The sequence below is a fragment of the Edaphobacter sp. FHG110511_03 genome (assembly GCF_059115365.1).
In genome coordinates, this window is the sequence record NZ_JBZYWL010000001.1 from 1,025,159 (window position 1) to 1,040,783 (window position 15,625).

Consider the following 15,625-nt stretch of genomic DNA (forward strand, 5'->3'; position numbering starts at 1 on the left):
GGCTTTCAGGAGGCGGAGGTGAAGCTTCTCCGGAGACGAAGTAAGCTGATTCTATGAATGCTTTGAATCCCCTGGTCTCCGTCTCGTGGCTTGCCGATCGCCTCAATGATCCTCAAACGGTTGTGCTCGATGCAACGCTTCCTCCGGTGGGAGTGACGCCGCCTGTGGATACACGCGGACGTTACCTTGAGGGGCATATTCCGGGGGCGGTGTTCTTCGATATCGACGAGCTCTCGGACCACTCCACTGCGCTGCCGCACATGTTGCCGGCGGAGGAAGAGTTCTCGCAGAAGATGGCGGAGATGGGCATTGGCGATGGGATGACCATTGTTGTGTATGAGCAGGCAGGTGTTTTTTCGGCTCCCAGGGCTTGGTGGATGCTGCGCAGCTTTGGCGCTCGAGAGGTGCATGTTCTCGATGGAGGTCTTGAGGCATGGACGAAGGCGGGACTGCAGGTAGAGTCGGGTCCGGTGGAGCGGGGCAGGGCGAGCTTCACGGCCAAGCTGGATCGGGACGCGGTGAAGGATTTCGTGCAGCTGCAGCAGGGGATTACGGCGCGGGGGCAGATTCTGGATGCGCGTTCGGCGGGAAGGTTTGAGGGCACGGCTCCGGAGCCGCGGCCGGGGATCAGCTCCGGCCATATGCCGGGCGCGACCTCGGTTCCGTTTACGGAGTTGGTTGCCGAGGGCCGGATGAAGAATGCGGAGCGGCTGCGCGAAGTATTCGCGGCGAAGAAGGTTGATCTGGCAGAGCCGATTACGACGACGTGCGGGTCGGGCGTGACGGCGGCGGTGATTGCGCTGGGGCTGGAGATTGCAGGGGCGAAAGATGTGAGCCTGTATGACGGATCGTGGGCTGAGTATGCGCAGCGTCCGGAGGCTGTGATCGAGAAGGATCGTTAAAGCGCGCCCGGTTTGCTACGGACTGCAGATGCTTCGACGGCTTCTGGTTTGAACTGATTGGGCTAACCGTGCTTTTGTGGTGGCACTGGCGAAATACAGGGATTCCTCGACTCCGCTACGCTGCGCTCGGAATGACGTGGTGGGGGAATTTATGGGTTGGGCGTTGGGTTTGCCAGCAGGCTGACCTTTACGTCTGCCATCTCGATGGTGGCGCAGGAGCTTCCCAGAATCTCTCCATCCGCCTGCACGGTGATCGGCTGTTTGTATTTCAAGCCCGGGATGGGGCGGCACTGCACGCGCTTCACATCTTCATAACGAGCTGCGGGATTCTGCCGGGGCTTGCGGTCGCGCTGGCCTGCCCCGAGCAACATGGCTTCCAACGAGGCTTGGGCAAGGCGGATACGCGACGCCTCCTCGACGCTGGCGAGACGAAGGAAGGGAAGCTCCAGTCCACCGCCGGGGCGCCATCGATTCAGCTCGGCGACGCGAACGGCGATCATCTCGGAGGCGTTCCTTTGCAGGACGGTTCCATCGAGGGTTGTAATCTCGAGCTCGAACGGCTGGACGGGTTGGGTGAGGAGCGTCTGAAATCCAGCGGCAAAGTAGGCGATCTTCCCGGCGCTGTGTTTCCCGTATCGGAGCGCTGCCGCCATCATCGCAGCGTGCGCGCCCATTCCCGCGGCCATGGCAAAGAACCAGGTTCGCGCGCCTGCGGGGGAACAGCAGGTGATCTTGCCCAGTGGGACGGGGCGCGGGGTTGCTTGAAGCAGCCACTGTGCCGCTTTGACGGGATCCGCGGGAATCTTCAGGTTTTGCGCCAGGATGTTTCCGGTGCCGAAGGGGCAGATCCCCAAGGGAATCTCTGACCCGGCAAGGCCCTGCAAAGCGTCAAAGACCGTTCCATCGCCGCCACAGACGATCACGCCTTCGATGCCGCGTTCGATGGCGCGGATGACGGCGCTGTCTGCTGCGCGATCCGGTCCGGTCTGCTGGACTTCAACGTCGCAGCCAGCTTGTTCGAACACCCGCAGGATGCGAGGGAGATATCGCCGCTGCTGGGATTGGAAGACGGGATTCGCCAGCAACAAAATCTTGCGCACGCGATCATCTTAACTGCTTTGTAGCTCGAGTGGGTCGGCAGCGAGGATCGTGGAAGAAGGAGTTGTGTTCCGGAGTGGTTGTTCTAGGTGCGAAGGATCTGCGTGCGATGGATTTACGTGCGATGGATCTACGGGCGATGGATCTACGGGCGATGGATCTACGGGCGATGGATCTAAAAACAGGGGAGTTGCGGAGCGAGCGTCTTCGGGCATCGAGATGCGGAACAGAGAGGGATTTTTTTGTAGGGATGCGAGGGGCACAGGCCTTCCCCGGCGAGGGACGAACCTGGATTCAGCCGCACCTGCTGCGATTATGCAGTCGCAGCGAGCGCGGTTTCGGTTGCCTGCTTCCAATCTCCCAGAGAGCGGCTGAGCAGTGCCGCGGCGCAGCCCTCCCCGCAGAGGACGATGATGTCGTCGCTTTGGGCGAGTTTCCAGTCCCAGGGCATGAAAGTAATTCCTGCAGGAGTCACCGAGGCAAGAACCCAGTGGTTCGTAGACTTCTTCTGGATTCCGCAGAGGCATGTAAACACAGGCGTGACTGCCATGGTCTTCCTCCTTCCCTCGCTGGTCAGGAGGCGGAAAACTGCACCACCAGATCGAGAGAGATCGGATCGTGAGTTATTTTAGCTGTCTATAGTCGTGACCCGATATCTATGGGACGCGCGAAAGTGAAGGTTGGTTCGCTGTTTCTTATAAAAATCTTTCGTGAATGGGCTGAGGATGCGCTGCCTATTCGGGATCAGGAGGAAGGCGGAGGGTGTGCCGGAACGGTTTTCCGGAGGGAGGTTTGACCTCCGAAGTGGTGGCAAAGATGGCCATGCCGGAGAAGGACTCCGGGCGTTGCAGAAGGTATGAGATTTCGATATGGGGCGTAGCGGTCGTGGCTGTCTTTGACCTCGGAACGCTTGCCGAAGAGAGCGTCGGCTTCGTCGAAGAAGAGGATGGAACGAGAGGGATCGGCGTTCGCTAAGACGCGATCGAGGTTCTTTTCCCTCTCTCCGATGTATTTGGAGGTCAACGCGCCCAGGTCGACCCGAAGAAGTTCGCGCCCGGTCGAGTGGGCGATGGCTTCGGCGGCGGCTCTCGATGCCGAGGGGGTGCCGGTGAGGAGAACCGTGTTGGCCGCGGGTGTAGAGGGTGGTGGTGCAGTTAGCAATACTCTCGAGCTTCTGTCGAAGCGGGGGCGGGAGCGTCAGGGTTGAGAGAGGGCGGGTGGGCTTGATGGAACGGGTAAAGTTCATCGGTGAGCTCCGGCGCGGCTGGGGACAAGATAGAACAGAGTTCGTGGAGACGTCCGAAAGAGACGAATGTGGAGGCGGGTTGCTCATTACTTCCCCTTCAAACTCTTCTGAAAGAAGTTGAGAGCGAGGTCTTCTGTTTCCGTGTGAATCTGAGCGCGGTCGACCCCGGCGTCGGGTTTGCAGGAGGCGAGGGCCTTTTCGCCTGACGGCTTGCAGAGAGTTCCGAAGATGTAATGGTTGGCGCTTCCGGGAAAGATTTTGAGTTGCGCGCCGGGGATAAACTTCGCATAACGCTCGGCATTGGTCACGGGATCGACGACCGTATCGCCAGCACCGACAACGATAAAGACTGGTACGTGGATCGACCTCAGGCTTTGCTCGCTAAAGGCAAAGCCTACGGCGGGAGCCATGGCGAAGATCGCTTTTACGCGAGAGTCGAGGTGTGGGTCGCGCTGGTGGCGGAGAGCTTCGAGGACGACGGGGTCGGTGTCCTTGATCTTGTTGTAACCGGCGACCCACTGCTGAAAGATAGGCGGGAGATTGCAATTGGCGTCCTGAGGGTGCGCGTTGCAGTAGCCCATTGCGTCGAAGACTCCGCCTGCGATCTCGATGACGGTGGCTCCCCCAGCGGAGTGGCCTACAGCGCCGATGCGTGCGGCGTCGATGTGCGGGCCGAACTTCGGATCCGCGAGCATCCTGTCGATGAGCACGGAGATATCGCGCGGACGTTCCCATTCGAGAACGAAGCCCTGAGGCAGCATCTGGGGTTCGGCGGCGGTGTTGCCGTGGTGATTGACCCCGGCGACGATGTAGCCGTGGGAGGCAAGAAACCAGCCAAGCCAGCCCATGGAGTAGGCGAGGCTGGATGTGCCGTGCGAGAGGACGATGAGTGGAAACCTGCTGCTGCCTGTGGGAAGCGAAGCCTTCGGAGCGTTTGGCTCGATGACGAACATGCCTTTGACGAAGCTCTCGGGCTCCGGTTGCACGGCGGCGACGGAACCGTCGGCAGCGGGATACCAAATGACGGTCTCGATCGGACGCGGACCGGTGTCAGAGTAGTTGCGGCGGGTGTCGTCGATGAAGGAGCGGGTCTCGAAGCCAACCGTGTAGGTCTTCTGAGCGAACGAGACGCAGGGGACGAGGAATCCGGCAAGGAGAAGAAAGAACCGCAGCGCCAGCAGTTTCATGGCGACCATTGTATGGATGTGGGACGAAGCGATTTCTTTCAGGGATGAGCCAAATCAGAAGCCCCGGCCTAAGCCGGGGCTTGTTGAGGGTGATGGTTTACGGCTATCCCTTTGCTGCGAGCTGGCGGAGGACGTACTGCAGGATTCCGCCGTTCTGGTAGTAGAGGATCTCCTGCGGGGTGTCGATGCGGACGGTGGCGGAGAACTCTTTGGTCTTGCCGAGATCGTCTTCGGCGAAGACGTTGATGACCTTGCCGTTGGCGAACTTCGAGTCGAGCATGGCCTTCAGCTCGCCGGGCTGGCCGACGCGGAAGACTTCTTCTCCGGTAAGCAGGAGGGATTCGACATTTTGGCCGGGCAGGAACTGGAGCGGAAGGATTCCCATGCCGACGAGGTTGGAGCGATGGATACGCTCGTAACTTTCGGCGACGACGAAGCGGATGCCGAGCAGGCGCGGGCCCTTGGCTGCCCAGTCACGCGAGGAGCCGGAACCGTACTCCTTGCCTGCGAGGATGGCGAGCGGAGTGGAGCGCTGCGCGTAGGCGACCGAAGCATCGTAGATCGACATTGGAATGTCGTCCGGAAGCAGACGGGTGACGCCGCCTTCCGTTCCCGGCGCAAGCTTATTCCGCAGTCGCACGTTGGCGAAGGTTCCGCGCACCATGACCTCGTGGTTGCCGCGGCGGGAACCGTAGCTGTTGAAGTCAGCAGGCTTGACGCCATTGTCGGTGAGGTACTTGCCTGCAGGGCCGTTCAACTTGATGGAGCCTGCGGGCGAGATGTGGTCGGTGGTGACAGAGTCGCCGAGGACCGCGAGGACGCGGGCAGCGGCGATGTCTTCGACGGGCGAGGGCTGGGCCTTCATGCCGTCGAAGTAGGGAGCCTTGCGAATGTAGGTGGAGTCGGGCTCCCAGCCGTAGGTTTTGCCCTCGGGGAACTTGAGGCCGCGCCAGTTCTGGTCGCCCTCGGTAACCCGGCTGTACTCTTCCTCGAACATGTGAGAGTCGATGGAGGATGCGACGGCGTCGGAGACCTCCTTCTGGGTCGGCCAGATGTCGCGGAGGAAGACGGGGTTGCCGTCCTTGCCCTTGCCGAGCGAATCGGTTTCGAAGTTATGAGCGATGTGACCGGCGAGAGCGTAGGCGACGACCAGCGGGGGGCTCATCAGGTAGTTGGCGCGAACGTCGGGGGAGATGCGGCCCTCGAAGTTGCGATTGCCGGAGAGGACGGAGACGGCGACGAGGCCGTGGTCTTCAATGGCCTTGGAGACGTCGGTAGGCAGCGGACCTGAGTTTCCGATGCAGGTGGTGCAGCCGTAGCCGACGGTCTGGAAACCGAGTTTGTCGAGGAAGGATGTCAGCCCGGCCTTCTCGTAGTAGTCGGTGACGACGCGGGAGCCGGGAGCGAGCGAGGTCTTGACCCACGGCGGTGTGCTGAGGCCCTTCTCAACGGCTTTTTTCGCGAGCAGTCCGGCGGCGAGCATGACGTAGGGGTTGGAGGTGTTGGTGCAGGAGGTGATGGCGGCGATCACGATGGAGCCGTGATCGAGGTAAGGCTCGGGATCGACGCCATAGCGGCCCTTGATGGAGATGGCTGGGGCTTCGAGTGTGGCCACGGCAGAGCCGAGGGGATCAGGAGTGGGAGCTCCGATACTGCTGGCGAGATTGCCGCCGAGCGAGGCGTGTCCGCCCTCGCCTTCCCATCGCAGCATCTGGCGAACCTCGTTGAGGTTGGCATTGGGGCCGAGGAGGGTAGGCAGCTGCTGCTTGAAGCTGGGGCCAGCCTGCGAGAGGGGAACGCGATCCTGCGGGCGCTTGGGACCGGCGACCGAGGGCTCGACGGTGGAGAGATCGAGCGAGATGGTGGCGGAGTATTCGGCTTCGGCAGCGTCGGCGGTGTGGAACATGCCCTGCTCGCGGTAGTAGGCCTCGACGAGCGCGATTTGGTCTTCGCTGCGGCCGGTGAGGCGGAGGTAGCGAAGGGTTTCGGCGTCGACGGGGAAGATGCCGCAGGTGGCGCCGTACTCGGGAGCCATGTTGGCGATGGTGGCGCGGTCGGCGAGGGGAAGCTCGGAGACGCCGGGGCCGTAGAACTCGACGAACTTGCCGACGACGCCGAGCTTGCGGAGGGCTTCGGTGACGGTGAGGACGAGGTCGGTGGCGGTGGTGCCTTCCTTGAGCTTGCCGGTCAGCCTGAAGCCGACGACCTGCGGGACCAGCATGGAGACCGGCTGGCCGAGCATGGCGGCCTCGGCCTCGATGCCTCCGACGCCCCAACCGAGGACGCCCAGGCCGTTGATCATGGTGGTGTGGGAGTCGGTTCCGACGAGGGTGTCGGGGTAGGCGAGGTTGTCTTCGGTGGTGAAGACGACGCGGGCGAGGTGCTCGAGGTTGACCTGGTGGCAGATGCCCATGCCGGGAGGAACGGCGGAGAAGTTGCGGAAGGCGGTCTGTCCCCACTTGAGGAAGGCGTAACGCTCGCGGTTGCGCTGGAACTCGAGCGCGGCGTTGAGGTCGTAGGAGCTGGAGGTGCCGAACTGATCGACCTGCACGGAGTGGTCGATGACGAGCTCAGCAGGCTGAAGCGGATTGATGCGCTCTGGATCGCCGCCGAGGGCGCTCATGGCATCGCGCATGGCGGCGAGATCGACGATGGCGGGAACGCCGGTGAAGTCCTGCATGAGGACGCGGGCGGGCATGTAGGCGATCTCGCGGGAGGGCTCGGCCTTGGGCTCCCAGTTGGCAAGGAACTTGATGTCGTCGGAGGTGACGGTGCGGCCGTCTTCGTGGCGCAGCAGATTCTCGAGCAGGATGCGGAGGGAGAAGGGCAGGCGGGTGAGATTGACGCCTGCGGACTTCAGGGCGTCGAGGCGGAAGATGGTGTAGTTTTTTGAGCCGGAAGCCAGAGCGGCTTTGCTTTTGAAGGAATCGGGATTGTTCTGTGAGCTGGACATCTCTTTTTATCTCCGAGGGAGCGCGCCGGGCGCGCTGGTTGGGAGGCCTGGGGCTGGCCAAAGCAGCCCCGGTCCGACGGGGAAAAGCGTATCAAAAATCTTAGAGGGGTAGCGTAGATGCTCGATTAACGACCGCGGTCAGGACGACCGTGACGATAGCGCTTGAGAAGAAGTGGACCGTGTCCTGCCATCGCAATCATTTTACGACCAGCCTTCGAGCGGTCTCAAGTGTTTCATGAAGCTACTGGTTGTGGGAATTTCGTTCGCCGACCTTGCGGCTTTCACGGGGGAGGTCGGGAATAAATCTCCGCAAAGTGATTTATCTCTATGAAAGGACAGCTTTGAGGTGCGACAAACGACAGACCTTAACCGAAATTCGCATCTCATGACCAGGAATTGTGTTTATACGCAGCAGGAGTACGTTGGACGATGAGGGTACAAGTGAAAAGTAGAATCCAGGCCAGATTTTTGCGAACTCTTCCAGTTTCTTTTTTGGGAATTGCTCTCTTCGGGAGCGCTGTTTTGATCGGATGCCACACTTCTCCGGTGACAGCGCAATCCACGGCAGCACAGGACACGGGCCCTGATCCGGCGGACGCCAATATGGCTCCCGCGAATGGCGATCCAGGCGACCCCTACGCACAGGCAGCTCGGCAGCCCGGGCAAGTGCAGCAACCAGTGGCTCGGGCGCAGCAGCCTCAGCAGGCAGCCCCTCCTTCTTCGGGAGTCCAGAACGAGAGTGTTCAGCGGGCTCAGGAGTATCAGCAGACGGGCGGGCAGGCGGGTGCTCCACCTCCGGATCAACAGCAGGCTCAACCACAGGACCAACAGGCTCCCGACCAGCAGCAGGCTGGCCAGCAGGGCGTGTATGACGACTCCCAGGGAAATCCTCAGGACGACGAAGCAAGCTATGACGAGCTGGAGGCCGAGCAGCCTCCTCCACAGCTGCCTACCTATCAACAGCCGCCAGCTCCTGAGCCGAATTATCTATGGACTCCCGGCTACTGGGGCTATGCTCCAGCGGGTTATTACTGGGTTCCCGGAGTATGGGTAGCCTCGCCGTGGCCCGGGGCGCTATGGACCCCCGGCTATTGGGGCTTCTACGGCGGACGCTATCGCTTCCATCGCGGGTACTGGGGCCGCTACGTCGGCTTCTACGGTGGAATTCCCTATGGGTTCGGGTACACCGGCTATGGCTACTACGGTGGCTATTGGCGCGGGAATAACTTCTTCTATAACCGTTCGGTCACACGGATCAACGTTACCCGGGTGACGAACGTATACAGCCGTACGGTTGTGGTGAATCGTACGGTCATCAATAATCGGGTTTCGTATAACGGCGGGCGTGGAGGTATCCAGGTTCGACCGCGGCCGGCAGAGATTGCAGCTCGTCGCGAGCCGCGGCTTGGACAGATGAACACCCAGCTGCAGGTGCGGCAACAGGCGGCGCAGAATCGGCAGCAGTTCTACAGTGCGAATCGTGGCCGTCCCGTGACGGCGGCGGCTCCGCAGGCGATCCAGGCGGACCGTGGAGTGCAGCGCCCGGTGGCTCGCCCGATGCCTGTGAGCCAGCGTCCTACGCAGCCGCAGATGCGGCCTGGCCAGCCTGGTCAATTTCAGGGCAGGCCCGGTCAGGCACAGATGCAAACCGGTCAGCCACAGGTCCGTCCCGGTCAGCCTGGTCAAACACAGCAACTGCAGGTACGACCGGGTCAGCAGCAACCGCAGGTCCGGCCAACGCAGGAGCCGATGCCGAGGCCGACTTCGCAGCCGGCACAACGTCCGGCTTCGCAGATGCAACCGAGGCCGACGCCACAGTCACAGCCGAGGCCCGCGCCGGAGCAGATGCAGCGGCCTGCGTCGCAACAGCAGCCAAGACCCATGCCGCAACAGCAGCCAAGGCCCATGCCACAGCCGAGACCTGCTCCTGCGCCGCAACAGGCACCGAGGCAGATGCAGTATCGATCTGCACCTATGCCGCAACAGCCCCCCAGGCAAATGCAGCAGATGCAACAGCCTCGACCGCCAGAGATGCCGCATGGCGGCGGCGGCGGAGGTAATCCGGGAGGCGGCGGGCATGGCGGTGAACACGGAGGTGGTGGGCACGGAAGGTAGGCGATTCGAGGGGCTGCTTTATGCAGCCCCTCTTCTTCTCTGTGGTCTATAGCGAAGGCACTTCTACATTCGCCATCCGAGCTCGTACGGGCAGCAAGAGCGCCAGGTTTTCAGGAAAGACAGCACATTTTCGCCTGCCAAAATTTTGACATAGATCTGCCTTAGTGGCACAATACTGTCATGAAGGCAGAAGTTCTAACGCTTCGGGATCGCCAAGCGGCTGCAACACGCGAACAGATCCTCGAGGTGGCAATGCACCAGCTTGGCCAGGGGCCACGGGGAACCTTCTCCCACGAGAGCATCGCTGAGGCCGCTGGTATGGGAGCGCGGACCATATACCGCTATTTTCCCGATCGCTCCAGCCTTCTTCAGGCGTTGTGGGAGCGGCTGCGAGAGGCGACCCAGACACGCTTTCCCGAGACGGAAGAGGAGATTCTTCCACTTGCCCGAAGCGTGTTTCGGGAGTTCGAGGCCAATGAACCGCTGGTTCGGGCCGTCATCAACACGCCTGCAGGCACGGAGGTCCGCGATCGCGGAGGAATCGAAGGCCGAGCCGCCTTTGCCCGGAGCCTGGGTTCCATGCTCGATGGCCTGCCGGAGAAGGAGCGGGCCCGCATTATCGCCGTTTTTGTCTCGATCTACAGCGCACCCTTCTGGCAACTGCTTCGCGATCGCGGCCTGCTTTCGGGCCCCGAGGCGGAAGAGGCTGTCACCTGGGCTCTGAGCACCCTGATCGACGCGGCCAAATCCATTCCCAAGCAGAGCAGAGATAAGACAGCAAACAGAAAGTGAATGTTCATGAACAAATCCGAGAAGATAGAACTCCTTGGCGTCGAGCTTGAATGGAAGCTGACCGACGCCGAAACGAATCACAGATACTGTGTCCTTGAAGCGACCATTCCCCCAGGTGTTATGGTGCCTCCCCATTGCCATCCGGATCAGGAAGCCTTCCTGGTTCTAGAAGGTGCTCCGGAGTTTGCGCTGGAGACTCCCTCCGGCCTTGACTGGTGCTTTGCGGTGCCTGGCGAGATGATCAACGTTCCCCCCAGGAAGGTGCACGGCTTCCGCAACCCCACAACCTCGGACGCTCGCGTCCTCATCACCTGCACACCCAACCTTGGCCGCTTCTTCGAGGATGCCGGTCTGCCCTTCTACGATCAGAGTCCTTATCGCTTTACGATTCCCTCGACCGAACAGATACAACGAGTGATGGAGATTGGCGAGCGATACGGGCACGTCTTTTCCAGCACAAGGCCCGGCGTCTGCAAAAGCAGCCCCGGCCAGTTCGCGGTGAAAAAGCTATTGACCCACCCGACCCTGTCCAGCGTGAATCGCGCCTATGTTTTCTAAAACAACAGAAGAAGGGAATTTTCGTTTGCTCCATCTGCTGCGCTTCCAATAAAGCCTCGATCTTCTCTGGAAAAGCAGAAAGCCCCGGATTCCCGGGGCTTTCTGCTTTTATTCTGCTTTTGTAACGGTGACTCGATAGTGCTGTTACTTTCCTGTGTAGCTGATGCGCCAGATCGCGTTGTACGCATCGTCGCTGACCAGCAGCGAGCCGTCGGTTGCTGCCGTCACCGCGACCGGTCTGCCCCAGACATCGCCGCTCGGGAGAACGAAGCCGGTCATAAAGTCCTGATACTCACCCTTGGCACGGCCGTTGGGCAGCATCGGCACTCGCACCAGCTCGTAGCCAACGCGAGCCGCTCGGTTCCATGAGCCGTGCTCCGCGGCGAAGAGGTCTCCCTTGTACTCCGCCGGAAACTGACTGCCCTCGTAGAACAGAATGCCCAGCGAAGCGTTGTGCGGATTCATCAGGACGTCGGGAACAATGGCCTTGTCCTTCAGCTCAGGACGCTTGCCTGCATGACGCGGATCCTGATGCGCTCCCATGTACCACCACGGCCAGCCGTAGAAGCCTCCTGGCTGCACATGCGTGATGTAGTCCGGGACAAGGTTGTCGCCCAGTGCATCGCGCTCGTTTACCGAGCACCACAGCTCGCCTGTCTTGGGGTTGATTGCCTCGCCCACGCAGTTGCGGATGCCGTAGGCGTAGACCTTCATTCCCTTGCCTTCGGGCGTGAACTCCAGAATGTCGGCGCGGTTCTTCTCGCCGGGAGTCGTGTCCGGGTCATCCACATTCGAGGCGGAGCCAACCGATACCAACATCTTCTTGTCGTCTTGCGTGAAGCGGATATCCCGTGTCCAATGGCCCTTGCTGCCAGCGGACGGCAGATCAGCAACGTGTTCCGGCTTGCCGGTAGCCACGAGATCGCCATTCTTGTAAGGGAAGCGCACCACGGCGTCCGTATCGCCGATATACAGCCACTTTGGATTCGGCCCCTTCGGATAGAACGCGATGCCGAAGGGACGATTCAGGCCGGTGGCGTACACGCTTGCCTTCTCCGCCTTGCCATCCGCCGTCAGGCCGCGCAGGATCGTCACCTGCCCCTTTTCGCTCTCGGTCACGACATAATCCCCGTTTGGAGCGGTGCGGATCATGCGCGGACCATCAACGTCTTTCGAGTACAACTCGACCTTGAATCCCTCCGGCACCAGCGGCCATACGCCCTCTGGCTTCGCAACAACCGTAGGTCCATTGCCCGCCGACTCCGTCGCATAGGGCTGTGGCAGATCGGCCACGGTGATGTGCCGAGAGAGACCTGGCTTCTCGAAACGAAAATCCGTAAACGGCGGCTTCGGATCAGGAGCCTCAAACTTCGCCTTGGCAGACTCTGATCCGGTAGCGGCAGTGTTGGGCGCCGAAGCCCCGCTGCCCAGAGACTTCAGATAGCTCACCACCTGCCAGCGGTCCGTCTCTGGAAGCGACGACCACGAAGGCATGCCGTTGGCCAGGTCACCCCTGGTGATGTACCAGAAGACGTCGCCGGGCTTGGCTGATTGCGTCGCTCCGCTTGCCAACGCGGGAATATTCGCCACCCCCTTCGCCGTTGGCCCATGACAGGCAGCGCACCGAGTTTGGTAGACCTTGCCCCCTGCCTCAACGTCCGACGGGCCGGTGTGTGGATTGGTCACGGCTGCCGCGGAGGCGGGAGCATCATGGAAGCTCTGGGCGGAGACCGTCGTAACTGCCACAAATAACGCCAAGACCAGCGATGAAGTTTTCTGTTTCAAGCTATCCCTCTCTTCCAGAAGATCGTTTTCCGCTAAATCGACGGAGGTGGGTGAACAACCTCCAAACAAAAGCCCGGGGGTATTAACTGTAGCAGTGACGGATGAACCCCGGCATGGGTCTCGCGCCCTATCACTAAACGGCTGCCAAAAGGGCGCGGGAACTGTGCCTCATCCGGATGCGTATGAGCCTGCATGCTGACGAGATCCCCGCTCTCTTACACCCTCTGCATGCTGCTGGGTGCAGTGTCCCTGGCGCAGATGGGCAAACCTGCTCCCGCCGCCGCGTTCGCGGGAACCTGGTTCGGCTCCTTCAATGTCAGCACTCCGGACGGCAAGCCCAGACGTGACAACGCCGTGCTGATGTTTGCCGACAACGGTGGTACCCTGACCGGCGGTGCGGGTTCCGGCATCGACAAGCTGATGCCGATCTCTGGAGTTCAGCTCACGGGCGATGAGATTCGCTTTCACATGGAGGCCGGCGGGGGGCTCGATTTCAAGCTGAAGCGGCAGGGAGACCACCTTGTGGGAACCGCAACCGGAAAGATGCAGGCAACGATCGACGTAAGCCCTGCGCCGGGTCTGCTTCCCCATGACAAGTTGATGGCCGAGATCAGCGACGCAGACCACAACCTGTTTGCAGCCTTCGACGCCTGCAACGTTGATGCATACGCGAGTTTCCTCAGCCCCGATCTCGAGTTCTACCACGATCAGGGAGGCAGAACCGGTTATCAGTTTCAACTCGACTCGCTACGCCAGCGCTGTGGAGAGGGCCTCGTACTGCGCCGGGAGCTGGTGCAAAATTCCCTGGTGGTCGACGCCGCTCCGGGATTCGGCGCCATTGAGGCTGGAACCCACCGGTTCTACGCAAAACAAAAGGACGGCAGCGAACGCCTCGACGCAGAGGCACGCTTCACCGAGGTATGGTCGAAGGCAAGCGGAAGCTGGAAACTGGTTCGCATCATCAGCTATGACCACCATCAGTGAAGATTCGTTCACGGCCGGGGACCGGACGCCTCTAATCCTTCTCCAGCGCCGGCAAGACACGTATTTGCCGAATTCGTCTTGACCGTTCCATGATTTCCACGTTTTGCTAACAACCTATCTCTACAGATATTGTCTGCAGCCCCGAACCCTGCGATATACTTAATCGTGCACACCACGCACAAACTTCCATTCAATTTCAAGGGGTCGCGGAAATGTCTGCAAAGTACATCTTCGTAACGGGCGGCGTTGTGTCTTCGTTAGGAAAGGGCCTGGCAGCGGCCTCGATCGGCTGCCTGCTGGAGGCCCGCGGTCTCCGCGTCAACCTGATGAAGTTCGATCCCTACCTGAATGTCGACCCCGGCACCATGTCGCCGTTCCAGCACGGCGAGGTGTTCGTCACCGACGATGGCGCCGAGACTGATCTCGATCTTGGCCACTACGAGCGCTTTACGCATGCCCGCCTTTCTCGCGACAACAACCTGACCACCGGGCGCATTTATGAGCAGATCATCACCAAGGAGCGCCGCGGCGACTACCTGGGCAAGACGGTCCAGGTGATTCCGCACGTCACCAACGAGATAAAAAATGCCATGCGCAAGGTCGCGCAGGACACGGACGTTACCATCGTCGAGATCGGCGGAACGGTTGGCGACATCGAGTCGCTCCCCTTCCTTGAAGCCATTCGCCAGATGCGCCAGGACCTCGGCCGGGAAAATACGGTCTTCGTCCACGTCACGCTGATCCCGTGGATTGCCGCCGCGCAAGAGCTGAAGACCAAGCCCACGCAGCACTCGGTGAAGGAGATGCTCTCGATCGGCATTCAGCCCGACATTCTTCTCTGCCGCTCAGACCGCGCCGTTCCGCGCGAGATGCGCCAGAAGATCGCCGCTTTCTGCAACGTCGAAGAGCAGGCCGTTATCGCCGCCCGCGACGTCGACAGCATCTACGAGGTTCCCCTGAACTTCGCGCAGGAGGGTGTCGATGCGCTCGCCTTGCGTTACCTGCACATCGATGCGGCCGAGCCTGATCTCTCGCGGTGGAAGGACATCGTTCATCGGGCGTACAACCCGCAGGATGAGGTCTCCATCGGGATTGTCGGTAAGTACGTTGAGTACGAGGATTCCTACAAGTCTCTGAAGGAGGCTCTGGTCCATGGCGCGCTCGCCCACAATCTCAAGCTGCGCGTTACGTGGATCGAGGCGGAGGGCCTGGAGACGCATGATGCCGACGGGCGCGCGAATCTCGACTACCAGCGCCAGCTTGAGGGCTTCGACGGCATCCTGGTTCCCGGCGGCTTCGGGAAGCGCGGCATCGAGGGCATGCTCAACGCGATCCGCTATGCGCGGGAGAGCGGCACACCTTATTTCGGGATTTGTCTTGGAATGCAGACGGCATGCATCGAGTACGCACGCAACGTTTGTGGCCTGAAGGACGCTAACTCCGGCGAGTTCGATCCCGCAACGCCGCATCGCATCATCTACAAACTCCGCGAGCTGACCGGCGTGGAAGAGATGGGCGGAACCATGCGCCTGGGAGCGTGGCCTTGTGTGCTCGAGGCCGGATCGCTTGCGGCCAAGGCCTACGGCACCGTCGAGATCTCGGAGCGTCATCGTCATCGTTATGAGTTCAACCGCGAGTATGAGGCTGTCCTTACCGGGGCGGGACTCCGTCTCACCGGAACGACTCCCGATGCGACTTACGTCGAGATCGTCGAGATTCCCGGGCATCCATTCTTTCTCGGCTGCCAGTTCCATCCCGAGTTCAAATCGAAGCCACTCGAGCCGCACCCGTTGTTCCGCGACTTCATCAGCGCGAGCTATCGCAATCGTGCCGAACACGAATCGGTGGGATCGGCGGCGGTCTCTCAAAACGCCTGATCCTCTGAACTCTGAGTTCGTGGTGGGCTGATGCGTCGCTGATTCTCAAAAATCAGCGACGGATCAACTTGCTGCATACCGTAATCGCGAACAGGGAAGACATCCAAGGTGAGATTCTGGCTGCGCAT

General features: G+C 60.9%; 12 protein-coding genes. 6 read left to right on the forward strand and 6 right to left on the reverse strand.

What is annotated here, in order from left to right:
* Window positions 1-53: 53 nt before the first annotated feature.
* Window positions 54-902, forward strand: a complete 849-nt coding sequence (gene sseA / locus AC5S26_RS04105) for a 3-mercaptopyruvate sulfurtransferase (RefSeq protein ID WP_494183577.1) — start codon at window positions 54-56, stop codon at window positions 900-902.
* A gap of 149 nt (window positions 903-1,051) precedes the next feature.
* Here sseA and AC5S26_RS04110 read toward each other — a convergent pair whose 3' ends face one another.
* The 5 genes from AC5S26_RS04110 to AC5S26_RS04130 form a co-directional block, all read right to left on the reverse strand.
* Window positions 1,052-2,002 carry a diacylglycerol/lipid kinase family protein gene (locus AC5S26_RS04110; RefSeq protein WP_494183578.1) on the reverse strand — a complete coding sequence of 317 codons (951 nt, stop codon included), beginning with the start codon at window positions 2,000-2,002 and terminating at the stop codon, window positions 1,052-1,054.
* A 311-nt stretch (window positions 2,003-2,313) separates the two neighbouring features.
* The gene (locus AC5S26_RS04115; protein WP_494183579.1) at window positions 2,314-2,550 is read right to left on the reverse strand and encodes a hypothetical protein; all 237 of its coding nucleotides are present in this window, start codon (window positions 2,548-2,550) and stop codon (window positions 2,314-2,316) included.
* A 194-nt stretch (window positions 2,551-2,744) separates the two neighbouring features.
* Entirely contained in the window at window positions 2,745-3,161 is a 417-nt protein-coding gene (locus AC5S26_RS04120) for an AAA family ATPase (RefSeq protein WP_494183580.1), read from the reverse strand.
* Window positions 3,162-3,332: 171 nt separating this feature from the next.
* Complete coding sequence (locus AC5S26_RS04125; RefSeq protein ID WP_494183581.1) at window positions 3,333-4,433, reverse strand: alpha/beta hydrolase family protein; 1,101 nt, start codon at window positions 4,431-4,433, stop codon at window positions 3,333-3,335.
* Window positions 4,434-4,536: 103 nt separating this feature from the next.
* Window positions 4,537-7,386 (reverse strand): aconitate hydratase, encoded by a 2,850-nt coding sequence (locus AC5S26_RS04130; RefSeq protein WP_494183582.1) that lies wholly within the window; start codon window positions 7,384-7,386, stop codon window positions 4,537-4,539.
* 522 nt (window positions 7,387-7,908) lie between these two features.
* Here AC5S26_RS04130 and AC5S26_RS04135 point away from each other — a divergent pair.
* From AC5S26_RS04135 to AC5S26_RS04145, 3 genes are all read left to right on the forward strand, one after another.
* Window positions 7,909-9,501, forward strand: a complete 1,593-nt coding sequence (locus tag AC5S26_RS04135) for a YXWGXW repeat-containing protein (RefSeq protein WP_494183583.1) — start codon at window positions 7,909-7,911, stop codon at window positions 9,499-9,501.
* Between the two features lie 180 nt (window positions 9,502-9,681).
* Window positions 9,682-10,293, forward strand: coding sequence for a TetR/AcrR family transcriptional regulator (locus tag AC5S26_RS04140; protein ID WP_494183584.1), 612 nt, complete (start codon window positions 9,682-9,684; stop codon window positions 10,291-10,293).
* Between the two features lie 6 nt (window positions 10,294-10,299).
* Complete coding sequence (locus tag AC5S26_RS04145; RefSeq protein WP_494183585.1) at window positions 10,300-10,851, forward strand: cupin domain-containing protein; 552 nt, start codon at window positions 10,300-10,302, stop codon at window positions 10,849-10,851.
* Window positions 10,852-10,995: 144 nt separating this feature from the next.
* Here AC5S26_RS04145 and AC5S26_RS04150 read toward each other — a convergent pair whose 3' ends face one another.
* Window positions 10,996-12,636, reverse strand: coding sequence for a PQQ-dependent sugar dehydrogenase (locus AC5S26_RS04150; protein ID WP_494183586.1), 1,641 nt, complete (start codon window positions 12,634-12,636; stop codon window positions 10,996-10,998).
* 192 nt (window positions 12,637-12,828) lie between these two features.
* Between AC5S26_RS04150 and AC5S26_RS04155 the strand changes: the two genes are divergently transcribed.
* Window positions 12,829-13,620, forward strand: a complete 792-nt coding sequence (locus AC5S26_RS04155) for a nuclear transport factor 2 family protein (protein ID WP_494183587.1) — start codon at window positions 12,829-12,831, stop codon at window positions 13,618-13,620.
* 212 nt (window positions 13,621-13,832) lie between these two features.
* Entirely contained in the window at window positions 13,833-15,497 is a 1,665-nt protein-coding gene (gene pyrG / locus AC5S26_RS04160) for a CTP synthase (RefSeq protein ID WP_494183588.1), read from the forward strand.
* The last annotated feature ends 128 nt before the right edge of the window (window positions 15,498-15,625 follow it).